This window comes from Streptomyces griseoviridis, from assembly GCF_005222485.1.
GTDB lineage: Bacteria > Actinomycetota > Actinomycetes > Streptomycetales > Streptomycetaceae > Streptomyces > Streptomyces hintoniae.
In genome coordinates, this window is record NZ_CP029078.1 from 3,354,182 (window position 1) to 3,379,398 (window position 25,217).

At 71.6% G+C, this 25,217-nt stretch carries 22 protein-coding genes; 13 read left to right on the plus strand and 9 right to left on the minus strand.

What is annotated here, in order from left to right; genetic code table 11:
- Positions 1-16: 16 nt before the first annotated feature.
- Complete coding sequence (gene iolC, locus DDJ31_RS14035; protein ID WP_127179950.1) at positions 17-967, minus strand: 5-dehydro-2-deoxygluconokinase; 951 nt, start codon at positions 965-967, stop codon at positions 17-19.
- Positions 968-1,092: 125 nt separating this feature from the next.
- Between iolC and DDJ31_RS14040 the strand changes: the two genes are divergently transcribed.
- Together DDJ31_RS14040 and DDJ31_RS14045 are read left to right on the plus strand one after the other, a co-directional pair.
- Positions 1,093-2,031 carry a sugar phosphate isomerase/epimerase family protein gene (locus DDJ31_RS14040; RefSeq protein WP_127179949.1) on the plus strand — a complete coding sequence of 313 codons (939 nt, stop codon included), beginning with the start codon at positions 1,093-1,095 and terminating at the stop codon, positions 2,029-2,031.
- A gap of 430 nt (positions 2,032-2,461) precedes the next feature.
- Positions 2,462-2,662: a helix-turn-helix transcriptional regulator gene (locus DDJ31_RS14045; protein ID WP_127179948.1), complete on the plus strand. Its 201-nt coding sequence runs from the start codon at positions 2,462-2,464 to the stop codon at positions 2,660-2,662.
- A gap of 3 nt (positions 2,663-2,665) precedes the next feature.
- Here the strand turns inward: DDJ31_RS14045 and DDJ31_RS14050 are convergent, their stop codons facing one another.
- Positions 2,666-3,709 (minus strand): zinc-dependent alcohol dehydrogenase family protein, encoded by a 1,044-nt coding sequence (locus DDJ31_RS14050; RefSeq protein WP_127179947.1) that lies wholly within the window; start codon positions 3,707-3,709, stop codon positions 2,666-2,668.
- Positions 3,710-3,763: 54 nt separating this feature from the next.
- On the minus strand, positions 3,764-6,097 hold the full coding sequence (locus DDJ31_RS14055) for an MMPL family transporter (protein WP_240678208.1): 2,334 nt from the start codon (positions 6,095-6,097) through the stop codon (positions 3,764-3,766).
- Between the two features lie 172 nt (positions 6,098-6,269).
- Here DDJ31_RS14055 and DDJ31_RS14060 point away from each other — a divergent pair, with 172 nt between their 5' ends.
- From DDJ31_RS14060 to DDJ31_RS14075, 4 genes are all read left to right on the plus strand, one after another.
- Positions 6,270-6,932, plus strand: coding sequence for a TetR/AcrR family transcriptional regulator (locus DDJ31_RS14060; protein ID WP_127179946.1), 663 nt, complete (start codon positions 6,270-6,272; stop codon positions 6,930-6,932).
- Between the two features lie 267 nt (positions 6,933-7,199).
- Complete coding sequence (locus tag DDJ31_RS14065; RefSeq protein WP_127179945.1) at positions 7,200-8,150, plus strand: PrsW family intramembrane metalloprotease; 951 nt, start codon at positions 7,200-7,202, stop codon at positions 8,148-8,150.
- A 73-nt stretch (positions 8,151-8,223) separates the two neighbouring features.
- Positions 8,224-8,463 carry a heavy-metal-associated domain-containing protein gene (locus DDJ31_RS14070; protein WP_127179944.1) on the plus strand — a complete coding sequence of 80 codons (240 nt, stop codon included), beginning with the start codon at positions 8,224-8,226 and terminating at the stop codon, positions 8,461-8,463.
- A gap of 164 nt (positions 8,464-8,627) precedes the next feature.
- Positions 8,628-10,892, plus strand: a complete 2,265-nt coding sequence (locus DDJ31_RS14075) for a heavy metal translocating P-type ATPase (RefSeq protein WP_127179943.1) — start codon at positions 8,628-8,630, stop codon at positions 10,890-10,892.
- An 849-nt stretch (positions 10,893-11,741) separates the two neighbouring features.
- On the opposite strand, the gene DDJ31_RS14080 is transcribed toward DDJ31_RS14075, so the two are convergent.
- From DDJ31_RS14080 to DDJ31_RS14100, 5 genes are all read right to left on the minus strand, one after another.
- The gene (locus DDJ31_RS14080) at positions 11,742-13,031 is read right to left on the minus strand and encodes a citrate synthase (protein ID WP_127179942.1); all 1,290 of its coding nucleotides are present in this window, start codon (positions 13,029-13,031) and stop codon (positions 11,742-11,744) included.
- 310 nt (positions 13,032-13,341) lie between these two features.
- A complete protein-coding gene (recD2, locus tag DDJ31_RS14085; RefSeq protein ID WP_127179941.1) occupies positions 13,342-15,585 on the minus strand; it encodes an SF1B family DNA helicase RecD2 in 2,244 nt (747 codons plus the stop codon).
- Between the two features lie 40 nt (positions 15,586-15,625).
- Entirely contained in the window at positions 15,626-15,820 is a 195-nt protein-coding gene (locus tag DDJ31_RS14090; RefSeq protein WP_171480823.1) for a DUF397 domain-containing protein, read from the minus strand.
- Between the two features lie 4 nt (positions 15,821-15,824).
- Entirely contained in the window at positions 15,825-16,010 is a 186-nt protein-coding gene (locus tag DDJ31_RS14095; protein WP_127179939.1) for a DUF397 domain-containing protein, read from the minus strand.
- 8 nt (positions 16,011-16,018) lie between these two features.
- Positions 16,019-16,852 (minus strand): helix-turn-helix domain-containing protein, encoded by an 834-nt coding sequence (locus DDJ31_RS14100; protein ID WP_127179938.1) that lies wholly within the window; start codon positions 16,850-16,852, stop codon positions 16,019-16,021.
- A 162-nt stretch (positions 16,853-17,014) separates the two neighbouring features.
- Between DDJ31_RS14100 and DDJ31_RS14105 the strand changes: the two genes are divergently transcribed.
- Positions 17,015-17,425 (plus strand): ATP-binding protein, encoded by a 411-nt coding sequence (locus DDJ31_RS14105; RefSeq protein WP_127179937.1) that lies wholly within the window; start codon positions 17,015-17,017, stop codon positions 17,423-17,425.
- A gap of 87 nt (positions 17,426-17,512) precedes the next feature.
- Entirely contained in the window at positions 17,513-17,758 is a 246-nt protein-coding gene (locus DDJ31_RS14110) for a hypothetical protein (protein WP_127179936.1), read from the plus strand.
- 97 nt (positions 17,759-17,855) lie between these two features.
- Here the strand turns inward: DDJ31_RS14110 and DDJ31_RS14115 are convergent, their stop codons facing one another.
- A complete protein-coding gene (locus DDJ31_RS14115; RefSeq protein WP_127179935.1) occupies positions 17,856-18,896 on the minus strand; it encodes a hypothetical protein in 1,041 nt (346 codons plus the stop codon).
- A gap of 198 nt (positions 18,897-19,094) precedes the next feature.
- Between DDJ31_RS14115 and DDJ31_RS14120 the strand changes: the two genes are divergently transcribed.
- The 5 genes from DDJ31_RS14120 to rbsD all read left to right on the plus strand — a co-directional run bounded on the left by DDJ31_RS14120 (position 19,095) and on the right by rbsD (position 25,040).
- Complete coding sequence (locus DDJ31_RS14120) at positions 19,095-20,111, plus strand: LacI family DNA-binding transcriptional regulator (protein ID WP_127179934.1); 1,017 nt, start codon at positions 19,095-19,097, stop codon at positions 20,109-20,111.
- Positions 20,108-21,661 carry a sugar ABC transporter ATP-binding protein gene (locus tag DDJ31_RS14125; protein ID WP_127179933.1) on the plus strand — a complete coding sequence of 518 codons (1,554 nt, stop codon included), beginning with the start codon at positions 20,108-20,110 and terminating at the stop codon, positions 21,659-21,661. The genes DDJ31_RS14120 and DDJ31_RS14125 overlap by 4 nt, the downstream gene beginning before the upstream one ends.
- Positions 21,651-23,597 (plus strand): ABC transporter permease/substrate-binding protein, encoded by a 1,947-nt coding sequence (locus DDJ31_RS14130; protein WP_127179932.1) that lies wholly within the window; start codon positions 21,651-21,653, stop codon positions 23,595-23,597. Before DDJ31_RS14125 ends, DDJ31_RS14130 begins: the two co-directional genes overlap by 11 nt.
- A gap of 70 nt (positions 23,598-23,667) precedes the next feature.
- Entirely contained in the window at positions 23,668-24,651 is a 984-nt protein-coding gene (locus DDJ31_RS14135) for a ribokinase (RefSeq protein WP_127179931.1), read from the plus strand.
- Positions 24,648-25,040 carry a D-ribose pyranase gene (gene rbsD, locus DDJ31_RS14140; protein ID WP_127179930.1) on the plus strand — a complete coding sequence of 131 codons (393 nt, stop codon included), beginning with the start codon at positions 24,648-24,650 and terminating at the stop codon, positions 25,038-25,040. The genes DDJ31_RS14135 and rbsD overlap by 4 nt, the downstream gene beginning before the upstream one ends.
- Positions 25,041-25,217 lie beyond the last annotated feature (177 nt).

The following is a 25,217-nucleotide window of genomic DNA, read 5'->3' on the forward strand; positions in this document are numbered from 1 at the left end:
GGGACGCGGGCGGCCGTCACCGTACGGCTCCGGCCGCGACGGCGGAGGCGATCTCCTCGGCGGTGGGCATCGCGGAGGAGCATTCGAGGCGGGAGGCGACGATCGCGCCGGCCGCGTTGGCGTCCCGCATGATCGTCTCCAGGTCGTGGCCGGCCAGCAGGCCGTGGCAGAGGGCACCGCCGAACGCGTCACCGGCGCCGAGGCCGTTGAGGACGTCCACCGGCAGCGGCGGGACCTCGGCGGACTCGCCGGTGCGGGAGACCGCGAGGACGCCCTTGGGTCCCTGTTTGACGACGGCGAGTTCGACCCCGGCGTCCAGGAGCGCGCGGGCCGCGGCGTGCGGTTCGCGGACGCCGGTGGCGACCTCCACCTCGTCCAGGTTGCCGACGGCGACCGTGGTGTGGCGCAGGGCCTCGCGGTAGAAGGGGCGGGCCTCGTCCGGGTCGCTCCAGAACATGGGGCGCCAGTCGAGGTCGAAGACGGTGGTGCCGGCCTTGGCGCGGTGGGCGAGCGCGGTCAGGGTCGCGGTGCGGCTCGGCTCCTCGCTCAGCCCGGTGCCGGTGACCCAGAAGACGCGGGCGGCGGCGATGGCGTCCAGGTCCAGGTCCTCGGCGTCGATCTGGAGGTCGGGGGCCTTGGGGCGGCGGTAGAAGTAGAGCGGGAAGTCGTCGGGCGGGAAGACCTCGCAGAAGGTGACCGGGGTGGGCAGGTCCTGGACCGGGGTGACCCAGCGGTCGTCGACGCCGAAGCGGCGCAGCTCCTCGTGGAGGTAGGTGCCGAACGGGTCGTCGCCGGTGCGGGTGACGACCGCGGTGGCGCGGCCGAGCCGGGCGGCGGCGACCGCGACGTTCGTCGCCGAACCGCCGAGGAACTTGCCGAAGCTCGTCACCTGCGGCAGCGGGACGCCGGTCTGCAACGGATACAGATCGACCCCGATCCGCCCCATGGTGATCAGGTCGTACGCCATCGGCTTCCCTTCGTAGCGGCTCTCCCTCGATTTTCTAGCCCTGCGGACGCGACCCTGTCAACGTTTTGTCCAGACATTCGGACGAGACCTTGACAGCGCTCGCCGGCCGCCCGGAAGCTGACGCCATGACGTCGCTGTCCTCGGGGCCCGCCGCGGCCTCCTCCGCGCCCGCCCTGTCCCGCATCCGCGTCGGATCCGCCCCCGACTCCTGGGGCGTCTGGTTCCCCGACGACCCCCAGCAGGTGCCCTGGCGGCGCTTCCTCGACGAGGTCGCGCAGTCCGGCTACGAGTGGATCGAACTCGGCCCCTACGGATACCTGCCCACCGATCCCGCGGTACTCCTTGAGGAGACCGCGCGACGTGGCCTGAAAGTGTCGGCGGGGACCGTGTTCACCGGCCTGCACCACGGCGAGGCGGTCTGGGAGAAGACCTGGGCGCACGTCGCCGACAACGCCTCCCTCGCCCAGGCCATGGGCGCCTCCCACCTGGTGGTCATCCCGTCCTTCTGGCGGGACGACAAGACCGGCGAGGTCCTGGAGCCCGACACCCTGACGCCCGAACAGTGGCGCAACCTGACCACGCTCACCGAGCGTCTCGGGCGGGAGGTGCGGGAGCGGTACGGGCTGCGGATCGTGGTGCACCCGCACGCCGACACCCACATCGACAGCGAGGAGAACGTCGTCCGCTTCCTGGACGGCACCGACTCCGAGCAGGTCTCGCTCTGCCTCGACACCGGGCACTACGCCTACTGCGGCGGGGACAGCGTCAAGCTGATCGAGACGTACGGGTCGCGGATCGGGTACCTGCACCTCAAGCAGGTCGACCCGGAGATCCTGGCCGGCGTGCGGGCCGAGGGCACGCCGTTCGGGCCCGCGGTCGCGCGGGGCGTGATGTGCGAGCCGCCCACGGGGGTGCCGGCGCTCGGGCCCGTGCTGGAGGCGGCGCAGAAGCTGGACGTCGACCTGTTCGCGATCGTGGAACAGGACATGTATCCGTGCGAGGCGGATGCGCCGCTGCCTATCGCGCAGCGGACTCGGGCGTTCTTGAGGTCGTGCGGAGCGTAGGACCGCGGGTTTTTTTGGGGGTTTGTGGGGGTGGGGTGAGGGGCTGGTGTCGGGAGGGGCGGCACGCGACTGCGTCGCGTCTTCGCGCAGTTCCCCGCGCCCCTGAGGGGGGGGTTCTCTCTGTGGGTGGGCACGCGACTTCGTCGCGTTTTTGCGCTGTTCCCCGCGCCCCCGGTGGGGGGCTCTTTGTGGGTGGGCACGCGACTTTGTCGCGTTTTTGCGCTGTTCCCCGCGCCCCTTGTTGGGGCGAGGGTTGTAACAGTTGTGACGGGGGTGTGGGGCTTTTGTCACACCCTGTCTACAGGGGTTCTCCTGTCGTGACTCTCTGTCGTTCACCTCGCGCACGCTGGTGATCGCCAGCGCTGCGCCGGGCTCCTCCGGCGGCCTTCCCGGCCGTCGCCCCGGCGCGCGCGCAGGGAGGTGCACGTCCATGACTGACCGCGAGCTCTGGTCGTACAAGAAGATCGCGGCCCACATCGGCGTCCAGCCGGACACGGTGCGCTCGTACCGAAAACACGGGCTGCTGCCTCCGCCGGACCAGGTCGAAGGCGGCAAGCCCTACTGGTACGCCGACACCGTCAGGGCCTGGGTCGCCTCACGGCCCGGCAACCGCAACCGCAGATCCGACTGAATCTCACGCCCAGGGTTCGACGACCGTCACCCCGGCCCCCGGGGCCGTGCCCAGCGCGGTCAGGGCGGCGGGGGTGGCGTCCAGCGGGATCCTGGACGTCACCAGCAGGTCGGGGCGGAGCGCCCCGGTGCGGACCAGGTCGAGCAGGGGCGGGTAGGTGTGGGCCGCCATGCCGTGGCTGCCCAGCAGTTCGAGCTCCAGCGCAATGGCCCTGGCCATCGGGACGGGCGTGGTGCCCGTCGGCGACGGCAGCAGACCGACCTGGAGGTGCCGGCCCCTGCGGCGCAGGCCGTTCACCGACGCGGCGCAGGTGGCCGGTGATCCCAGCGCGTCCAGGGAGAGGTGGGCCCCGCCGCCGGTCAGCTCGCGGACCGCCGCCGCGGTGTCCGGGGTCCGCGTGCCGTCCACGCATTCGGCCGCGCCGAACTTCCGTGCCAGCTCCAGCGCCCGCGGGGAGATGTCGACCGCGACCACCTGGGCGCCGGCCGCCGCCGCGATCATCACCGCCGACAGGCCCACCCCGCCGCAGCCGTGCACCGCGACCCACTCACCGGCCGCCACCCTGCCCTGCTGCACCACCGCGCGGAACGCCGTGGCGAACCGGCAGCCGAGCGAGGCCGCCGTCGCGCAGGACATCTCCTCCGGCACCGCGACCAGGTTCACGTCGGCGTGGTCCAGCGCCACGTACTGGGCGAACGAGCCCCAGTGGGTGAAGCCCGGCTGGGTCTGGCGCTCGCAGACCTGGTGGTCGCCCGCCGCGCAGGACGGGCAGCTTCCGCAGGCGCAGATGAACGGGACGGTGACCCGGTCACCGGGCCGCCAGCCCGTCACCGTGTCGCCCACCGCCTCGACGGTCCCGGCCAGTTCGTGGCCGGGGACGTGCGGCAGCGTGATGTCCGGGTCGTGGCCCTGCCAGCCGTGCCAGTCGCTGCGGCAGAGGCCGGTCGCCTCGACCCGCACCACCACACCGTGCGCCGCGGGCACCGGGTCAGGCACCTCCCTGACCTCGGCCGGCTCCCCGTACCGCTCGAACACCACAGCCCGCATCCGCCGGTCCTCCCTCGTCGTCGCCCGTCCGGTCCACCATGGACCCGTCCCACGCTAACCGCGGGTGGGAACCCTGTCCGCGTCGGTGGCGGTGTCCGCCGCGGTGCCGTCGGCGGTGCCTGGCGCCGTGCCTGGCGCGGTGGCCCCCTCCGTGTCCGTCCTCGTGTTCGTGTCCTTCGTACTGTTCTCGCCCCCGGTGTCGTGCCGGTCCGCCGGGACCGTCCCGCCCTCGCTCACTCCGAACCTCGCGTGGAACCTCCGCAGCGGGGCCGGTGCCCACCAGGTCGCCCGGCCGGTCAGGCGCATCACCGCCGGGACCAGGAGGCTGCGGACGATCATCGCGTCCATCAGGACCGCGAGGGCGATGCCGAGGCCCAGCATCTTGGTGTTGGTGACGCGTGAGGTGCCGATGGCGACCATGACCACCGCGAGGATCACCGCCGCCGCCGTGATCAGCCCGCCGGTGCGCTCGACGCCGTGCCTGACCGCCGACTCGTGGTCGCCGGTGCGGTCGTACTCCTCCTTGATGCGGGAGAGCAGGAAGACGCCGTAGTCCATGGAGAGGCCGAAGGCCACGCAGAACATGATGACGGGCAGGGTCGTCTCGATGGAGCCGGGGCTGGTGAAGCCGAGCAGTCCTGAGAGGTGACCGTCCTGGAAGACCCAGACCACCGCGCCGAACATCGCCGTCAGGCTGAGCGCGTTGAGCGCCACCGCCTGGAGCGGGACGATCAGGCTGCCGGTGAGCAGGAAGACCAGGAAGAGGGTGACCACCGCGATGAACGCGAGTGCCCACGGCAGGCGTTCGCCGATGGCGTGCTTGGTGTCGACCAGGACGGCAGCGGTGCCCGTCACCTTGGTGTCGAAGGGGGCGTCGGTGGCGCGCAGGTCGCCCACCAGGCGCTGGGCTCCGTCGTCGACGGCCTCGCCACGGGGCTGCACGGTGAAGTACGCAAAGTCGCCCTTCACCAGCGGGCCTTCGACCCGCAGCACCCCGGGCAGCTCGGCTATGCGCTCCTTGTAGGCCGTGTACTGGGTCTCGGTGGCCCGGCCCTCGGCGAGGACTTCGAGGCCCGCGCCCGGGGTGCCGGGGAACCCCTCCCTGATGTGCTGCTGGACGATGTGGGACTCGGCGGAGGCGGGCAGCTGGCGGTCGTCCGCCGTGCCGAACTTGACGCCGAGGAAGGGCAGTCCGAGCAGGACGAGGACGGCGGTGGTGCCCAGCGCGAAGAAGGGGGCCCGGCGCATGACGAGTGTCGCCGTCCGTCCCCAGGCCGTGGACCGCTCGCCGGAGCCGGTCGACGCACGCCGGTCCCCGCGCCGGAACAGGCGGCGCAGGTCGAGGGAGTCGACCCGGTGGCCGAGCAGGATCAGGGCGGCGGGGAGCAGGATCAGCGCGGCCGCGGCCGCCAGCAGCACCACGGCGATGCCGGCGTAGGCGAAGGAGCGCAGGAAGTACTGCGGGAAGAGGAGCATCGCCGCCAGGGACACCGCGACGGTCAGGGCGGAGAACAGGACGGTCCGCCCGGCGGTGCGCAGGGTGGTGCCGATCGCCGTCGCCGGGTCGGCGCCCTCGGACAGCTCCTCGCGGAAGCGGCGGACGATGAAGAGGGCGTAGTCGATGGCGAGGCCGAGGCCGAGGGCCGTGGTGAGGTTCATCGCGAAGACCGAGACGTCGGTGAACGACGTGAGGCCCCGCAGGATCGCGTTGGTGCCCAGGATGGCGACGATGCCGATGCCGAGCGGCAGCAGGGCGGCGACCGCGCTGCCGAAGACCATCACCAGGAGCACGAGGGTGACCGGCAGGGCGATGATCTCGGCGCGGGTGAGGTCCTCCTGGATGATCGTCTGCATCTCGTGGCGTACGGCGACCTGGCCGCCGAGCCTGACCTCGACCGGGCCGTGGGTGCCCCGCAGTTCGGGGGCCAGCCGGTCGAGGGTCTTCCCCATCTGCTTCTCGTCGCCCGTGAGGCGGGCCGCTATCAGGGCCTCGTGGCCGTCCTTCGCGCGCAGGGCGGGCGCCGCCGCCGGGGGCGCCTGCCAGTAGGAGCCGACGCCCGTGACGCCCTTCTCGGCGGCCAGCCGCCCGGCGAGCGCGCGGGCCTTGGAGGCGACCCGCGGGTCGTCGACCGAGGCGCTGCCCGCGTCGAGCAGGAGCAGCAGGTTGGGCTGGGAGTCGGGGAAGCCGCGCTCCAGGGCCTTGGTCGCGTAGGTCGACTCGGCCGCCGGGTCCTCCCAGCCGCCGCTGCCCAGCCGGTCGGCGACGCCGCTGCCCGCGACCACGGCCAGGGCCGTGAGCACGAGCGCCACCAGCAGGGACAGCCGTGGCCTCGCGGTCACGAATCGGGTCCAGCCCCCGGGCGAGGGCGGGGTGTTGACTTCGGTCATGGTGCGGTGACCCCTTCACCGTGGAGCTGATGGAACGTGTCCGGACGCGTGGATGCAGCTGAAATCCCGCGGACGCCATAAAATGGCAAACACGAGACCGCGCTCGCGTTTCATTAGAATGCGAGCGACCGCTCGTGTTTGTCAACCGCGTTCGGAGACTTGGGGATAACCGGTGCCCGACAACCCGCAGAGCGAGCAGCCGCGCCGCCGCCAGGCCCGCGGCGAGCGTCGCGTCGCCCAGCTGCTCGAAGCCGCCGCGAACGTCTTCTGCACCACCGGCTACACGGCGGCCAGCACCAACGCCATCGCCCGCGAGGCCGGGGTGTCACCGGGCACGCTCTACCAGTTCTTCCCGAACAAGGAAGCGATCGCGGTCGAGCTGGGCAGCAAGCTGATGCACGAGATGCGCGAGTCGCACGGCGAGACGCTCGCGCTGATAGACCCCGCGACCTCGGTGGCGGAGGTCATCGACGCCACCATCGACCGGCTGATCGACTTCACCTGCCGCCGCCCGGAGTTCTTCGCCCTGGTGCACGGCCCCGACATCCCCGGCCGGATCGCCGAGGAGCACGACGCCCTGCACCTGAGCATGGTGCAGCGCGTCGAGGAGCTGGTCGCGGCCTTCCTGCCGGGGGCGCCGCCCGCCGACGTCGAGCGGGTCGCGCAGGTCTGCCTCGGCATCTACAAGTCGGGGCTCGAACTGGTGCTGGCCCGCGAGGGCGCCGAGCGCGACGCCTATGTGCGGGAGATCAAGGACGTCCTCATCCGGTATCTGGAGCCCCTGATCGACGAGCACAACGCCGACGCGCCGGCGCCCGCACCCGTGACGCGCTGACCCTCGGCAGGACGGCGCGCCGTCGCCCGGTCGGCCCAACACGGTGGGACACCCGGCAGACGGTGCGGGGCGGGCGGAGTCCGGCGGGAGCCCAGTGGAGCCCCGCGGGAGCCCGGCGGTGGCCGCGAGCGGAAGGGGGCCGGCGGAGGCGGACGGGATGCCGGTTCCGGACTGCGGGATGACCGGAACGCACCTTAAAGTGCCGGTAAATCCTTTCAGTGCGGCCGCTCCGCACCGCCGCCCCGCCCGAGCACGAGGGGATCCGCCGTGACCCGTCCGCCGCCGCCCGGCACACCCCGGGCCCGTATCCCAGGGCCGCAGCAGCCGCCGCCGACGTATCCGCAGATCCGGCCCGGCCTGTGGAAGCGGTGCCTGTGGGGCGGGCTCGCGCTGTGGGTGCTGACCGCGCTCGTCACGTACGCCACCAGGAACACCACGCTGCTGCCGACGCTGATCCTGCTCGGCAGCTTCCTGATGCCGGTCACCTTCGTGCTGTGGGCGTACGAGCGGCACGGCCGCGACCTGGGCGTCAGCGTGATCCTCGGCTGCTTCCTGACCGGCGGCACGCTGGGCGTGCTCGGCGCCTCGCTGATGGAGTACTACCTCGTCCACCCGTCACTGTGGATGTTCGTCGGCGTCGGGCTGATCGAGGAGGCCGTCAAGGTGGCGGCGCTGATGTTCGTGCTCCGCCGCCAGGTGCGGATCAGGGGCATCAGGGCGGGGCTGGTGCTCGGCGCCACGGTCGGCTTCGGCTTCGCCGCCCTGGAGTCCTCCGGGTACGCCTTCAACGCGGCCCTCAGCACCCACGGGATCGATCTGCGGGCGCTGCTCCAGACCGAGATCCTGCGCGGCGTCCTCGCCCCCTTCGGACACGGCCTGTGGACGGCGATCATCGGCGGGGTGCTGCTCTCCTACCGTCGCCCGAACGGCCGCTTCCACTTCACCGCGCCGGTGATCGGCACCTATCTGGGGGTCGCGCTGCTGCACGCCCTGTGGGACTCGACGCACGGCATCGCGGTCTGGCTGGTGGCCCAGCTGACCAGCGGCGGGCTGAACAAGGAGCTGTTCGCGCAGGGGTTCATCCCGCGCCCGACCGAGCAGCAGGCACATCTGTTCACGCTGTTCTCGGTGGGGGGTCTGGTGGCGGTGGCGCTGTTCGGGGTGGCCTGGGTGCGCTCACTGGCCCGTCGGGACCCTTCTTGGAGAAATACCCCCTAGGGGTATAACGTGGTGAGGGACGGGGTCCCCCGTGGGCCCCGCCGACCCCACACGCCTCGACGAGGAGAACGACATGACCGCCCCGACCGACACCCCGGGATCCGTGACCGCCGTCTACCGGGTCACCGGCATGAGCTGCGGACACTGCGAGGGTTCCGTCTCCGGTGAGCTGTCCGAACTGCCCGGCGTGACCTCCGTGAAGGCCGTCGCGTCGACCGGCGAGGTCACCGTCGTCTCGGAAGCGCCCCTCGACGAGGCCGCCGTGCGCGCCGCCGTGGACGAGGCGGGCTTCGAGCTGGCCGGCACGGTCTGACCGCCTCGCACCGCCCGGGGCCGCGGACGCGCGCCGCGGCCCCCGCACCCACCGGGGTCGACCACCCGCACCGCCCTGACGAACAGCACCTGTTCTCCGACCGGTCCGCGCCGACCAGCTGATACTGGCTCCGCGCGGTCCGGTCCGATGTCTGGAGTCCGGACATGACCACCACCACGACCACCAGGTCACCGATAGAACCGACCGGCCCCGGCGACCCGGCCGGCCCCGGCGCCGTCGAGCTGCTGATCGGCGGAATGACGTGCGCCTCCTGCGCCGCCCGCGTCGAGAAGAAGCTCAACCGGATCGACGGCGTCACCGCCTCGGTCAACTACGCGACCGAGAAGGCGAAGGTCAGCTACCCGGCGGGCGTCGAGGTCGCCGACCTGATCGCGACCGTCGTCAGGACCGGCTACACGGCCGAGGAGCCGCCCCCGCCGCGCCCCGCGCCCGAGGAGCCGGCCCCGGCCGCCGAGGACCCGGAACTCGCCGGGTACCGGCAGCGGTTCACCGTCACCGCGCTGCTCGCCGTCCCGGTGGCCCTGCTGTCGATGATTCCCGCTCTCCAGTTCGACAACTGGCAGTGGCTGGCGCTGACGCTGGCCGCGCCCGCGGTCGTCTGGGGCGGGCTGCCGCTCCACCGGGCCGCGTGGACGAACGCCCGGCACGGCGCCGCCACCATGGACACCCTGGTCTCGATCGGCACGCTGGCCGCGTTCGGCTGGTCGCTGTGGACGCTGTTCCTCGGGGACGCGGGCATGGCCGGCATGAAGGACGAGTTCCGGTTCACCGTGTCGCGCGCCGACGGCGCCTCCACCATCTATCTGGAGGTGGCCGCGGGCGTCATCGCCTTCGTCCTGCTCGGCCGCTATCTGGAGGCCCGCTCCAAGCGGCACGCGGGCGCGGCGCTGCGGGCCCTGATGGAGCTGGGCGCCAAGGACGTCGCCGTGCTGCGCGACGGCCGCGAGGTGCGGGTGCCGGTGCCCGAACTGGCCGTCGGCGACCGGTTCGTGGTCCGGCCGGGCGAGAAGGTCGCCACCGACGGCACGGTCGTCGAGGGGGCGTCCGCCGTGGACGCGTCGATGCTGACCGGCGAGTCGGTGCCGGTGGACGTGGGCGTCGGCTCCGCCGTCACGGGCGCGACCGTGAACGCGGGCGGGCGGCTGGTCGTCGCGGCCACCCGGGTCGGCTCGGACACCCAGCTCGCCCGGATGGCGCGGCTCGTGGAGGACGCACAGAACGGCAAGGCCGAGGTGCAGCGGCTGGCCGACCGGATCTCGGCGGTGTTCGTGCCCGTCGTCCTGGTCATCGCGCTCGCCACGTTCGGGGTGTGGCTCGGCGTCACGGGCGACACCGTGGCCGCGTTCACCGCGGCCGTCGCCGTCCTGATCATCGCCTGCCCGTGCGCGCTGGGCCTGGCCACGCCGACCGCGCTGCTGGTCGGCACCGGCCGTGGCGCCCAGCTCGGCATCCTCATCAAGGGCCCCGAAGTCCTGGAGTCGACCCGGCGGGTCGACACGATCGTCCTCGACAAGACCGGCACGGTCACCACCGGCCGGATGACGCTGCGCGAGGTGTACGCGGACGGCGGCGCCGACGCCGACGAGGTGCTGCGGCTCGCGGGCGCCGTCGAACACGCCTCCGAGCACCCGGTGGCGCGCGCGGTCGCCGCGGGCGCCCGGGAGCGGCTCGGCGAACTGCCCGGCGTGAGCGACTTCGAGAACATCCCCGGCAGGGGCGTGCGCGGGCGCGTCGAGGGCCGTGCGGTGGCCGTGGGCCGCCTCTTCGACACGCTGCCCGACGAGTTGGCGCGCGCCAAGGAGGCGGCCGAGCGGGACGGCCGCACCGCCGTCGTGGTCGGCTGGGACGGGGTGGCGCGCGGTGTGGTGACCGTCGCCGACGCGGTGAAGGGGACCAGCGCCGAGGCGGTGCGGGAACTGCGCGCGCTCGGGCTCACCCCGGTGCTGCTGACCGGGGACAACCGGGCGGTGGCCGAGGCGGTGGCGCGGGAGGTCGGCATCGACGAGGTGGTGGCCGAGGTGCTGCCCGAGGAGAAGGTCGACGTCGTGCGGCGCCTCCAGGGCGAGGGCCGGTCGGTGGCGATGGTCGGGGACGGCGTGAACGACGCCGCCGCGCTGGCCGTCGCCGATCTGGGACTCGCCATGGGGACCGGGACGGACGCGGCGATCGAGGCGAGCGATCTGACGCTGGTGCGCGGGGACCTGCGGGTGGCCGCGGACGCGATCCGGCTGGCCCGGCGGACCCTCGCCACCATCAGGGGGAACCTGGTCTGGGCCTTCGGGTACAACGTGGCCGCGCTGCCGCTGGCCGCCGCGGGGCTGCTCAATCCGATGATCGCGGGGGCCGCGATGGCCTTCTCGTCGGTCTTCGTGGTGACCAACAGCCTCCGGTTGCGGACGTTCCGTTGACCTTCACCCGAGCCGGGGTCGAATCCGGCCGGAGTTACCGCCGGTTCGTCCAAGTCCGGGTAAGAGTCCCTCTAGAGTCCTGCGCCAGCCTCACATAAGGTATTCACAAAGCTCGCGCATCATCCTTACGCTTGAGTCCCCGTCGCCGTATCGGGGCTCTTGCGTATCTATCGGACATATGCAAGAGACGCAGATCACAGTGATGCGAACGTAACCATCTAAGGGGCTCGAAGGTCTAAGTTGGCGATGTCAGGCAACGTCTTGGGGGGCGTTTCCTGGCGTCTGAGGATGTCTTGGGGGACTTCCTCGGAGATGCGTTGCCGGGGCACGTACACCGGGCAGCTTTGAGCGGCCATCCCGACGTGCGCTGTCCCGGCAGATCGCACACCCAGTAATACGGCGAGTTCTGCTCGTTCTGCTCAACCGCAACACCAGCGATTTCAGGCGCTGTCCTCACAGACGCCCGGCCGGATCCCGTGGGGGGAATCCGCACCGGGACATGGGAAGGCGCCCTGGACGTCGGCCCGTGGGGGGACCGCCGCCAGGGCGCCTTCCGCTTTTCCCGGCCACCGCCCGCACGGCAGACGCGCCGGACACTCCCGCATGGCGTATCCGCACGGCGCATCCGCGTGGCACTCCCCCGTGACACTCCCTCATGGCGTGCGCGCGCCCGGCGCCCACTCGGCGCGCCCTCTGGCGCGGTGCGCACACGGCGGAGGGGCGCCGGAGAACCGGCGCCCCTCGATGACGGCGAACGTGCTGTCAGTGCCTCGACGAATCAGCGACTCGGTGAATCGATGACTCAGTGGATCGGTGACCCGGTGAATCAGCGGTCGGCGACTCGGCGGATCAGCGTTCCTCGACGGCGACGAAGTCGCGCTCGACGATGCCCGTGTAGATCTGGCGCGGACGGCCGATGCGGGAGCCGGGCTCCTTGATCATCTCGTGCCACTGGGCGATCCAGCCCGGGAGCCGGCCGAGGGCGAACAGGACCGTGAACATCTCGGTCGGGAAGCCCATGGCCCGGTAGATCAGGCCGGTGTAGAAGTCGACGTTCGGGTAGAGGCTGCGCGAGACGAAGTAGTCGTCGGAGAGCGCGTGCTCCTCCAGCTTCAGGGCGATGTCCAGCAGCTCGTCGGACTTGCCGAGAGCCGAGAGGACGTCGTGCGCGGCGGCCTTGATGATCTTGGCGCGCGGGTCGAAGTTCTTGTAGACCCGGTGGCCGAAGCCCATCAGGCGGACGCCGTCCTCCTTGTTCTTCACCTTGCGGATGAAGGCGTCGACGTCGCCGCCGTCCTCGCGGATGCCCTCCAGCATCTCCAGCACGGACTGGTTGGCGCCGCCGTGCAGCGGGCCCCAGAGCGCGTTGATGCCGGCCGAGATGGACGCGAACATGTTCGCCTGCGAGGAGCCCACCAGCCGCACCGTCGACGTCGAACAGTTCTGCTCGTGGTCGGCGTGCAGGATGAGGAGCTTGTCGAGGGCGGAGACCACGACCGGGTCGGGGTCGTACTCCTGCGCGGGGACCGAGAAGGTCATGCGCAGGAAGTTCTCGACGTAACCGAGGTCGTTGCGCGGGTAGACGAACGGGTGACCGATCGACTTCTTGTACGCGTAGGCCGCGATCGTCGGGAGCTTGGCGAGCAGCCGGATCGTGGAGAGGTTGCGCTGCTTCTCGTCGAACGGGTTGTGGCTGTCCTGGTAGAACGTGGACAGCGCCGAGACCACCGACGACAGCATCGCCATCGGGTGCGCGTCGCGCGGGAAGCCCCGGTAGAAGTTCTTGACGTCCTCGTGCAGCAGCGTGTGCTGCGTGATCTCGTCCTGGAACGAGGTCAGCTCGTCGCCCGTGGGCAGCTCACCGTTGATCAGCAGGTAGGCCACCTCAAGGAAGGTGGAACGCTCGGCCAGCTGTTCGATCGGGTAGCCGCGGTAGCGGAGGATGCCCGCCTCACCGTCGAGGTAGGTGATCGCGGATTTATAGGCAGCGGTGTTCCCGTATCCGCTGTCCAGCGTCACCAGACCGGTCTGGGCGCGGAGCTTCCCGATGTCGAAGCCCTTGTCGCCGACGGTGCTGTCGATCACCGGGTAGGTGTACTCGCCGTCGCCGTACCGCAGTACTACAGAGTTGTCGCTCACGTCTTCCCTCACCGACGTTGTGCCTCATCTTCGAGGTGCCCTGACTGTCTCTACCTTCCCCCACTTGGTGTAGGAGAGTGCACTCGGGGTCGACCATCGGGTCTATCGGCGGCACTCAGTGCCGCCAACTCGCTCATCCTGCCCCCTGTGTTCCCCGACGGGAAGTGCTGTGTGACCTTCGCGACTCATTTGATCGATCATTTGTTGTGATCCTTGACACAGAGCGGTCGCGTGCGTCGGGGGTCGGTGCCTCAGGGCCACGGGGGTCGACGTTCCGGGTCCGGGGCAAGCCTCCCAGACAGGTGGCCGGTCAGCCCCGTGGCGGAGCGGGCGCGAGCCGGAAGTCGAGTGCCGTGCACCGCCGTCCGGCGGAGACCGTGCGGACCGCCTGGCCGATCGCCTTGCGCGAGCCGACCAGCACGACCAGCCGTTTGGCGCGGGTGACGGCCGTATACAGAAGGTTGCGCTGGAGCATCATCCAGGCGCCCGTGGTGACCGGAATCACCACCGCCGGGTACTCGCTGCCCTGCGAACGGTGGATGGTCACGGCGTAGGCGTGCGCCAGCTCGTCGAGTTCGTCGAACTCGTACGGCACCTCCTCGTCCTCGTCGGTCAGCACGGTGAGGCGCTGCTCGACCGGGTCGAGGGCGGTGACGACGCCGACCGTGCCGTTGAAGACGCCGTTCGCGCCCTTCTCGTAGTTGTTGCGGATCTGGGTGACCTTGTCGCCGACCCGGAAGACCCGGCCGCCGAACCGCTTCTCCGGCAGGTCGGGGCGGGCCGGGGTGATCGCCTGCTGGAGCAGGCCGTTGAGGGCGCCCGCGCCCGCCGGACCCCGGTGCATCGGCGCGAGCACCTGGATGTCCCGGCGCGGGTCGAGGCCGAACTTGGCCGGGATGCGGCGGGCCGCGACATCCACGGTGACCCGGCCCGCGTCCTCCGTCTCGTCCTCCACGAAGAGGAAGAAGTCCTTCAGGCCGTCGGTGAGCGGGTGCTGCCCGGAGTTGATCCGGTGCGCGTTGGTGACCACCCCCGACTCCTGCGCCTGCCGGAACACCCGGGTCAGCCGCACCGCCGGGATCGGACCGCCGTCGGCCAGCAGGTCCCGCAGCACCTCGCCCGCGCCGACGCTCGGCAACTGGTCCACATCCCCCACGAACATCAGGTGGGCGCCTGGCGGGACCGCCTTGACCAGCTTGTTCGCGAGCAGCAGGTCCAGCATGGAGGCTTCGTCGACGACCACGAGGTCCGCGTCGAGCGGGCGGTCACGGTCGTAGGCCGCGTCCCCGCCGGGCTTCAGCTCCAGGAGGCGGTGGACGGTGGACGCCTCCGCCCCCGTCAGCTCGGCGAGGCGTTTGGCGGCCCGGCCGGTGGGGGCGGCCAGGACCACACGGGCGCCTCGGGCACGCGCCAGCTCCACGATCGAGCGGACCGTGAAGGACTTGCCGCAGCCGGGGCCGCCGGTCAGCACCGCGACCTTCCTCGTCAGCGCGAGCTTGACTGCGGCCTCCTGCTCCGCCGCGAGCTCCACGCCCGTCCTGCCCTTCAGCCAGCCCAGCGCGCGGTCCCACGCCACGTCCCTGAAGGCCGGCATCCGGTCCTCGTCGGTACGCAGCAGCCGCAACAGCTGGGCGGCGAGGGAGAGTTCCGCGCGGTGGAACGGGACCAGGTAGACGGCGGTGACGGGCTCACCGCCGTCGGGCCCCGGCACCTTCTCGCGGACCACGCCGGGTTCCTCGCCGTCCTCGCCCGGCGCGGCCAGCTCGGCGAGGCACTCGATGACCAGACCGGTGTCCACCTGGAGGAGCTTGACCGCGTCGGAGATCAGCCGCTCCTCCGGCAGATAGCAGTTGCCCTGGTCCGTCGCCTGCGACAACGCGTACTGGAGACCGGCCTTGACCCGCTCGGGGCTGTCGTGCGGGATGCCGACGGACTGGGCGATCTTGTCGGCGGTGAGGAATCCGATGCCCCAGACGTCGGCGGCGAGCCGGTAGGGCTGGTTCTTCACGACGGAGATCGACGCGTCGCCGTACTTCTTGTAGATGCGGACCGCGATCGACGTCGACACCTCGACGCTCTGGAGGAACAGCATGACCTCCTTGATCGCCTTCTGCTCCTCCCACGCCTCGGCGATCTTCTTGGTCCGCTTGGGCCCGAGCCCCGGCACCTCGATCAGCCGGCGCGGCTCCTCCTCGATGATCTGGAGGGTGTCGACGCCGAAATGCCGGGTGATCCGGTCGGCGAAGACCGGCCCGATGCCCTTGACCAGACCGGAGCCGAGGTAACGCCTGATGCCCTGGACGGTGGCGGGCAGGACGGTCGTGTAGTTCTCCACGGTGAACTGCTTGCCGTACTGCGGGTGGGAGCCCCAACGCCCCTCCATCCGCAGCGACTCCCCCGCCTGCGCGCCGAGCAGCGCGCCGACGACCGTGAGGAGGTCGCCCGCGCCGCGTCCGGTGTCGACGCGGGCGACCGTGTAGCCGTTCTCCTCGTTGGCGTACGTGATGCGCTCCAGCACGCCTTCGAGCGTCGCGAGCCCCGTCTGATTGGACATGCTCCGACGGTACCGGCGAGGTCTGACACCGACACCCCACTCAGCCCCGAGGCTCCCCCTTCACCCCACCGAGAAACGGGAGGAAGACGGCGACGGGGAAGGTGAGGGTGGCTTTGGAACGGGCCTTGGTGTCGCGGACGGCGACGTGGGTGGGGGTGTGGGCGATCTCGACGCAGTCGTTGCCGTCGCCACCACCCGAGTGGGACGACTTACGCCAGTTCTCCATGGAGGGCATCAGATCAGCGGCGAGGCCGCTGCTTCAGGTCTTCGATGAAGGGGACGAAAGCCGCGGCAGGGAAGATGAGCGTGGCCTGGGCGCGGGCCTTGGTGTCGCGGACGGCCGCGTGGGTGGGGGTGTGGGCGATCTCGACGCAGTTGTTGCCATCACCCTCGCCCGAGTACGACGACTTACGCCAGTTGTCCATGGAGTGCCTCACAGTTCTTTCGCCAGTTGGTGGATGAGTTCGCGCGACCGGTCAGGCTCAAGCGATACGGCTTCTATCCTGCGGAAACGGGTTCGATAGGAGTTTAGTTGCGCCTCGGAATCGAGAAGGAGCGAGCCGTGCGGCGCATCACGCACCACGGTGTCGAGTCTCGGCAGGGTGCCACCGACGTACGTCATGGAACTGGAAGCACCTGCAAAGCCGTCCAGGTCCAATGAGATGACACGCAAAGTCATGCGGTCTGCATCCGCTAGCTCCAGCAGCCAGCCGAGTTGAGCCCGCGTTGTGGCTCGGTCGCCGACCCTGATGCGTAGGGCCACCTCGTGGATCACGACCGTGTGCGGGAAAGTGACCTTGCTCTGACGCGCCAGTCGATGGTCGACACGCAACTCAAGTTCCTCAGGCGTGAGTTCCGGCAGCCTCGACGAGAAGACCGCGCGGGCGTAGTCCTCCGTCTGCAAGAGACCTGGCACATACAGGATGGCCACGTCCTGTACGAACGTCGCGTGATGGTCCAGCTCCGCCAAGTCCAGGAACGACGTCGGCAGCAGGCCCCGGTACTCCTCCCACCAGCCCCGGGTCCGGTCCGTCGCCATCGCGACCAGCGCGTCGACGAACTTCTCGTCCGTGCAGGCGTAATGGGACGCCAGGCGGCGCAGGCGTTGTTCGCTCACTCCCGCGAGCGCGGACTCGATGTGGGTGATCTGAGCGGGGCTCACGCCGAGCAACGCCGCGGCCTGGCGGGAGGTGAAGCCCGCCGCCTCACGGAGCCTGCGCAGTTCGGTCGCCAGACGCAGCTGCCGCGCTGTTGGTTCGCGCCTCAAATCTCTCGACCGCTCCTCGGTTCAACACGCCTGCGGGTACGACTCGTTCGGGTGCCAGATTACGCGAGTCGCTTGCTTCGTCTCTAGATTTAGATTTACCTTCGGTGACGTGCCGCGCACTCTGCGCGCAATTATCCGTCACCCCCGCCCCGGAGTCGCCCCATGCCCGAAACCCCGCCCGAACCCTGGGAGTACTCCCTCTACATCCCCAACGACCTGCGCGCCGTCACCGTCAGTCGTCGCACCCTCCGGCTGATCCTCACCATGCACGGGCTGATCCGGCTCGTCGACGTCGCCGAACTGCTCGCCACCGAGCTGGTGTCGAACGCCGTGCGGCACACCAAGGGGCCCGCCGCCCTGCGCGTCTGCTGGGTGCCTCCAGGGACGTTGCGGATCGGCGCCTGGGACGCCGACCCCGAACCGCCCGCGCCGCCAACGCCGTTGGAGCGCGCCGACGAGGAGGGGCGGGGGCTGGCCCTGGTGCAGGCGTGCTCCGAGGTCTGGGGCTGGCACCCACTGTCCCGCCTCGGCAACCGGGGCAAGTACGTCTGGTGCGAACTCGCGGCTGCCTAGCTCGTTGAGCTCATCGCACGGAACGAGAGCTGGCGGTTCGACTCATGCCTGGTCGATCCCCAGGCGAAGCAGATGTGGAGGGACCTGATGACGGCGATCCAGTACTTCTGGCGACACCCGCTGGCGGAGCAAGTCCGCGAGGAAGGGCGTGAAGAAGGCCGCCTCGAGAAGTGTCGCGAGTTGGTCATCGACATTCTGAAGTGGCGCGGCCTCCCCGTGACCGACTCCGTTCGGGAACGTGTCTCCCGCTGCGCCGACCCCGTTCAGCTCGAGGCCTGGGGGCAGCGTGCCGTGCGGGTCTCCGACACCGAGGAGCTGTTCGCCGACGAGTGAACCCGCCGCGAAACCGGGCCGGTTCACCCGGCCCGCCTCCCCGGCGCGTGCGCACGCGTCTCCCGTGCGCGCGGCTCCCGAACCGACGCCCGGCCCCTCAGCGCGTCCTCGGCGCGTTCTGGCGCTGCCGCACTCGCTGGCCGTCCGCCGCGCGGCGGGAGTTCGCCGGGTCGTGGGACGGTGCGCCCTGCGGGGCGTAGGTGTTCGCCGCGTTGCCCAGGGGGTTCCTCGCCTGTTGGGCCGAGACGCCCCAGCGGGTCACGTCCTGGCTCATGCCGGGGTCCATCGGGAGCAGCGAACCGGCCCCGCCGCTCAGGGGGTTGCGGATGTCCACGGGCGTGGTCGGCGTGGACGCGAGGGAATCCTGCCGGGCCGTGAACGCGAACGGGTCCACCGCACCCATCGGGCCCGAAGTCGCCCCGGGCCGCGCGCTGTCGGGGCTGAGCGGCTCCAGCCCCGTGACGGGCGGGTTGGGCGCTCCGTACCTCGTCTGCGCCAGGCTCGTCCGGACCGTCAGGCTCGACTCCTGCTGGAGACGGGCGTCCACCCCCGGCTGCTGCCACCGCGTCCCCTGCGGCTCCCGTTCCCACAGGGAGCGCCGGGCCGGCGCGGGAGCCGTCGGCGTCTGTTCGATCTCCCGGACCCTGGCCCTCCGCCTCGCCTCGTTCAGGTCCCGCGCCTCCCGCTCGCCCTGGCTCATCGGCGGCCCCGACGGACGTGACGGCACCGGGCCGCCCTGCCGGGGTCCGGTCGCCGCCCGCGCCGCCGCAAGGTCCCGCGCGTTGCGTTCGCCCTCGGTGAGCACCGGCCCCGTCGGGCGGGACGCGTCCCGCGCCGCCTGGAGGTTCCGCGCGTTCCGCTCCCCGTCGTCCTGGACGGGTGGCGCGACCGGGCGCGGCGCCTGCCATCCGGCGCCCCGCCCCGGCCCGGTCGCCGCCCGTGCCCTGTCCAGGTCCAACCGGTTGCGCTCCCCCTGGCTCATGCCCGCGCTGTTCAGCTCGGCGTAGGCCGCCGCGTCGTAGGCCGCCGCCTCCTGCGGGTTGGCGGGCCTGGACCGCCAGACCTCCTCGTAAGCGGGCGGGGCCTCGCCCCCCAGGGCGGACGAGCTGTGCGGGTACCGGTCGGGTGGGGTGGCCATGTGTGCGTACTTCCTCTCATGCGACGGCACCGCCCCCAACGGGATCCACCGGATATCGGTTCAGCCCGCCGGACGTTCCCCCACCTCGGTCACGATTGCGTCTCGGCCCTCGCAGCCCTCTTGTCAGTCGACCGTGTAATCGATTCCAATCCTCCGTGAAACATCGATGTAATCGATTCCACAAGGAGGTGGAACGCGATGGCGAGCATCAAGGACGTCGCCGCCGAGGCGAAGGTCTCCGTCGCCACGGTCTCGCGCGTCCTGAACGACCACCCGTCGGTCAGCGCCGCCGCACGCGTCCGTGTGCTGGCCGCCGTCGACGCCCTGGGCTACCGGCCGAACGCCGTCGCCCGATCCCTGCGCACCGACCAGACCCGCACCCTCGGCCTGGTCATCAGCGACGTGCTCAACCCGTACTTCACCGAACTGGCCCGCTCCGTCGAGGAGGAGGCCCGCGCGCTCGGCTACAGCGTCATCATCGGCAACGCCGACGAACGCCCCGAGCTCCAGGACCACCACATACGGACCCTCCTGGACCGCCGGATCGACGGGCTGCTCGTCTCCCCCACCGACGGCGGCTCTCCGCTGATGCTGGACGCCGCCATCGCCGGGACGCCGATGGTCTTCGTCGACCGGTGGATCCCCGGACTCGACGTGCCCGTGGTGCGCGCCGACGGCACCGGCGCCGTCCGCGACCTCGTCGCCCATCTGCACCGGCTCGGGCACCGGCGGCTCGCGATCATCGCGGGCCCGGCCGCCACCACCACCGGCAGCGAGCGCGTCGACGCGTTCCGGGACGCCCTCGCCGCGTACGGCATCCCCCTGCCCGACGTCTACATCGGGCAGGGCGACTTCCAGGCGGAGAGCGGACGCCGGGTCACCGAGGGCTTCCTCGACCTGCCCGTGCCGCCCGACGTCGTCTTCGCCACCGACAACCTGATGGCGCTCGGCGCCCTGGACGCCGTCCGCGCGCGCGGGCTGCGGGTGCCCGACGACCTCGCGCTCGCCGCGTTCGACGACATCCGCTGGTTCGTGCACACCGACCCGCCGATCACCGCCATCGCGCAGCCGACCGGCGACCTGGGCCGGGCCGCCGTACGGGCCGTCGTCGACCGGATCGAGGGTCGGCCGCCATCCTCCGTCACCCTCCCGGCCCGTCTCGTCGTACGCCGCTCGTGCGGCGAGCCATCCGCAACGAACAGGAGCCAGCCGTGAGCGACCCGGACGAGTTGCTGCGCATCGAGGGCATACGGAAGACCTTCCCCGGGGTGATCGCGCTCGACGGCGTCGACTTCGACCTGCGCCGGGGCGAGGTGCACGTCCTGCTCGGCGAGAACGGCGCGGGCAAGAGCACCCTCATCAAGATGCTCTCCGGCGCCTACACCCCCGACGCGGGACGCATCCTGGCGGGCGGGCAGGAGGTGCGCGTGCACGGGGCGCAGGACGCCGCGCGCCTCGGGATCGCCACCATCTACCAGGAGTTCAACCTGGTGCCCGACCTCACGGTCGCCGAGAACATCTTCCTCGGCCGGCAGCCCCGCCGGTTCGGGATGATCGACCGGGGCCGCATGGAGGCCGACGCCGAGGTGCTCCTCGCGCGCGTCGGCGTCGACGTCTCCCCGCGCGCGCGGGTGCGTGAACTCGGCATCGCCCGGCTCCAGATGGTCGAGATCGCCAAGGCGCTCAGCCTGGACGCGCGCGTGCTCATCATGGACGAGCCGACCGCCGTGCTCACCTCCGAGGAGGTCGAGAAGCTGTTCGCGATCGTGCGCGCGCTGCGTGCCGACGGCGTCGGCATCGTCTTCATCACCCACCACCTGGACGAGATCGCCGCCCTCGGCGACCGGGTCACCGTCATCAGGGACGGCAGGTCCGTCGGCCAGGTGCCCGCCTCGACGCCCGAGGACGAACTCGTCCGGCTCATGGTGGGCCGCTCCATCGCGCAGCAGTACCCGCGCGAACGACCCGAAACCGGAACGCCGTTGCTCTCCGTGGAGGGCCTCACCCGGGACGGCGTCTTCCACGACGTCGGCTTCGAGGTGCGGGCCGGTGAGGTGGTCGGCATCGCCGGTCTCGTCGGCGCCGGGCGCACCGAGGTCGCGCGGGCCGTGTTCGGCGCCGACCCCTACGACCGGGGCACCGTCCGGGTCGGCGGGGCCGTGCTGCGGCGCGCGGACGTGAACGCGGCGATGGCCGCCGGGATCGGCCTGGTGCCCGAGGACCGCAAGGGCCAGGGCCTGGTCCTCGACGCGTCCGTCGAGGAGAACCTCGGCCTGGTGACGCTGCGGTCCGCCACCCGCGCCGGGATCGTCGACCTCAAGGGGCAGCACGCGGCGGCCGAGCGGATCGCCGACCGGCTCGGGGTGCGGATGGCGGGCCTCGGCCAGCAGGTGCGCACCCTGTCGGGCGGCAACCAGCAGAAGGTCGTCATCGGCAAGTGGCTGCTCGCCGACGCCAGGGTCCTCATCCTCGACGAGCCGACGCGCGGCATCGACGTCGGCGCCAAGGTCGAGATCTACCAGCTGATCAACGAGCTGACGGCCGCCGGGGCCGCCGTCCTGATGATCTCCAGCGATCTCCCGGAGGTCCTCGGCATGAGCGACCGGGTCCTGGTGATGGCCCAGGGCCGGATCGCGGGCGAACTCACCGCCGACGAGGCCACCCAGGACGCGGTGATGTCCCTCGCCGTCTCCACCCCCGCCGCGCCCGGCACCCCGGCGGACGGCACCCCTGCTACCGAAGTGGAGGCCCCCCGTGGCCACTGACACGCTCAAGGGCGCGACGGGCGCGAGTGGCGCCTCCGGTCTGCGCCGGCTGCTCCTCGACAACGGCGCGCTCACCGCGCTGATCGTCCTCGTCGTCGCCCTGTCGGCGCTCTCCGGGGACTTCCTGACCACCGACAACCTGCTGAACGTCGGCGTCCAGGCCGCCGTCACCGCCGTCCTCGCGTTCGGCGTCACCTTCGTCATCGTCTCGGCGGGCATCGACCTGTCGGTCGGCTCGGTGGCCGCGCTGTCGGCGACCGTGCTCGCCTGGGGCGCCACCCAGCACGGGGTGCCCGTCGTCCTCGCGGTGGTCCTCGCCGTGCTCACCGGCACCGCGTGCGGCCTGGTCAACGGCTTCCTGATCTCGTACGGGAAGCTGCCACCGTTCATCGCGACGCTCGCGATGCTGTCAGTGGCGCGCGGTCTGTCGCTGGTGATCTCCGGCGGTGTCCCGATCCCGTTCCCCGACTCGGTCTCGCACCTCGGTGACACCCTCGGCGACTGGCTGCCGGTCCCGGTGCTGGTCATGGTGGTGATGGGGCTGATCGCCGCGTTCGTGCTCGGCCGCACCTACATCGGCCGTTCCATGTACGCGATCGGCGGCAACGAGGAGGCCGCGCGCCTCTCCGGGCTGCGCGTCAAGCGGCAGAAGCTGGCGATCTACGCGCTGTCCGGTGTGTTCGCCGCCGTCGCGGGTGTCGTGCTCGCCGCCCGGCTCTCCTCCGCGCAGCCGCAGGCCGCCGACGGCTACGAACTCGACGCCATCGCCGCCGTCGTCATCGGCGGCGCCTCCCTCGCGGGCGGCACCGGCAAGGCGTCGGGCACCCTCATCGGCGCGCTGATCCTCGCGGTGCTGCGCAACGGCCTCAACCTGCTGAACGTGTCGGCGTTCTGGCAGCAGGTCGTGATCGGTGTCGTGATCGCGCTCGCGGTGCTCCTCGACACGCTGCGCCGCAAGGCCGGGGCGACCCCGGTGGCGGCCGGCACCGGCGGCGGCAAGGGCCGGCAGGCGGCGACGTACGGTCTCGCGGCCGTCGTCACGGTGACGATCGTCGGCGCGACCTCCTTCCTGCACAACGGCTCCTCCGCGACGGCCGACCCGAAGATCGGCCTGTCGCTTTCCACCCTCAACAACCCGTTCTTCGTGCAGATCCGGGCGGGCGCCCAGGCCGAGGCCAAGAAGAAGGGCGTCGACCTGACCGTCACCGACGCCCAGAACGACGCCTCGCAGCAGGCCAACCAGCTCCAGAACTTCACCAGTTCGGGCCTCGACGCGATCATCGTCAACCCGGTGGACTCGGACGCGGCCGGCAACTCCGTGAAGGCCGCGGGCAAGGCGAAGATCCCGGTCGTCGCCGTCGACCGGGGCGTCAACCACGCCACCACGGCCACGCTGGTCGCCTCCGACAACGTCGCCGGCGGTGAACTCGCCGCGAAGACCCTCGCCGAGAAGCTCGGCGGCACCGGCAAGATCGTCATCCTCCAGGGCCAGGCGGGCACCTCCGCCGCCCGCGAGCGCGCCCAGGGCTTCGCCGCCGGGCTCAAGGCGTACCCCGGCATCAAGGTCGTCGCGCAACAGCCCGCCGACTTCGACCGCACCAAGGGGCTCGACGTGATGTCGAACCTGCTCCAGTCCCACCCGGACGTGAAGGGTGTCATCGCCGCCAACGACGAGATGGCGCTCGGCGCGATCAAGGCGCTCGGCGCCAAGGCGGGCGCCTCGGTGCCGGTGGTCGGCTTCGACGGCACGCCTGACGGCCTCACCGCCGTCAAGAAGGGCACGCTGTACGCGTCCGTCGCGCAGCAGCCCAGCCAGCTCGGCACGATGGCCGTGGACAACGCGCTCAAGGCCATCCGGGGCGAGAAGGTCGACGGGACGGTCAAGGTGCCGGTGAAGGTGGTCACCAAGGAGAACGTGGCCGGCTTCACCGGCTGAGCCGCCCCCGCCCGCCCTTGCCCCGCTTGCCCCCCCTTCCCTCGCTTCCCTCGCTTCCCAGGGAGTCCCCATGTACGACTACGACCTGCTGGTCGTGGGATCGGCCAACGCCGATCTGGTCATCGACGTCGAACGGCGCCCCGCCGCCGGTGAGACGGTGCTCGGCGGCGACCTCGCCGTCCACCCCGGCGGCAAGGGCGCCAACCAGGCCGTCGCCGCGGCCCGTCTCGGCGCGGCGACGGCGCTGCTGGCCCGGGTCGGCGACGACGGCCACGGGCGGCTGCTGATCGACTCGCTGCGGACGGCCGGCGTCGACACGGCGGGCGTCCTGGTGGGCGGGGCGCCGACCGGCGTCGCGCTGATCACCGTCGACCCGTCGGGCGACAACAGCATCGTGGTGTCGCCTGGCGCCAACGGCCGGCTGACACCCGAGGACGTGCGGGCGGCCGACGGCCTCCTCCGGACCTCGCGGGTCGTCTCGACGCAGTTGGAGATCCCGTTGGAGACGGTCGTGGAGGTCGTCAGGAGCCTGCCCGAGGGCGGCCGGTTCGTGCTGAACCCGTCGCCGCCGCGGCCGCTGCCGGGTGAAGTGCTCGCGGCCTGCGACCCGTTGATCGTCAACGAGCACGAGGCGAAGGTCATCCTGGGCGACTCGGCCGCCGGGGACACCCCGGAGGACTGGGCGCGGCGGCTGCTCGCGGAGGGGCCGCGGTCGGTGGTCGTCACCCTGGGCGCGGAGGGGGCGCTGGTCGCGGAGACGCGGACGGAGACGGAGAGGCGGACGGACGAGTCCGGAGCCGGGGTCGGCGGCGGTGTCGGCGCTGTCGGTGGCGGTGTCGATGTCGAGGTGACGCGGGTGGCGTCGGTGCGGGTCGACGCCGTCGACACGACGGGCGCGGGGGACGCGTTCACGGCGGCGCTCGCCTGGCGGCTCGGCACCGGCGCGACCCTCGCGGAGGCGGCCGGGTACGCGGCGCGGGTCGGGGCGGCGGCGGTCACCCGGCGCGGGGCGCAGGAGTCGTTCCCGACCGGCGCCGAGGTCGAGGCGCTGTGAGGCGGGCGGGCATCCTGAACCGTCATCTCGCGGGCGCCCTCGCGGAGTTGGGCCACGGGGACGGGGTGCTGGTGTGCGACGCCGGGATGCCGATACCGGACGGCCCGCGCGTGGTGGACCTCGCGTTCCGGGCCGGGGTACCGGCGTTCGCCGAGATCCTCGACGGGCTGCTCGCCGAGCTGGTCGTGGAGGGCGCGACGGCGGCGACCGAGGTGCGCGACGCCAACCCGGAGGCGGCGGCGCTGCTGGCGGGGCACTTTCCCGACAGCCTGTCGTTCGTGCCGCACGAACGGCTGAAGGAACTGTCGGCACGGACCCGGCTGGTGGTCCGCACGGGGGAGGCCCGACCGTACGCGAACGTGCTGCTGCGGTGCGGGGTGTTCTTCTAGCCGACGGCGGGGAGGGGTGGGGCGGCTGGCGGGCGGACCGTCGGGCGCCGCACGGGTGACCGGCGGGTGGCTGACGGGCGCCTCACGGGCGCCTCACGGGTGACTGGGCGGGCGCCTGGCGGGCGGCTGTCGTGCTAGCCGGCGGAGGCCAGGTGCGCCGGCCTAGCAGGGGCGGGC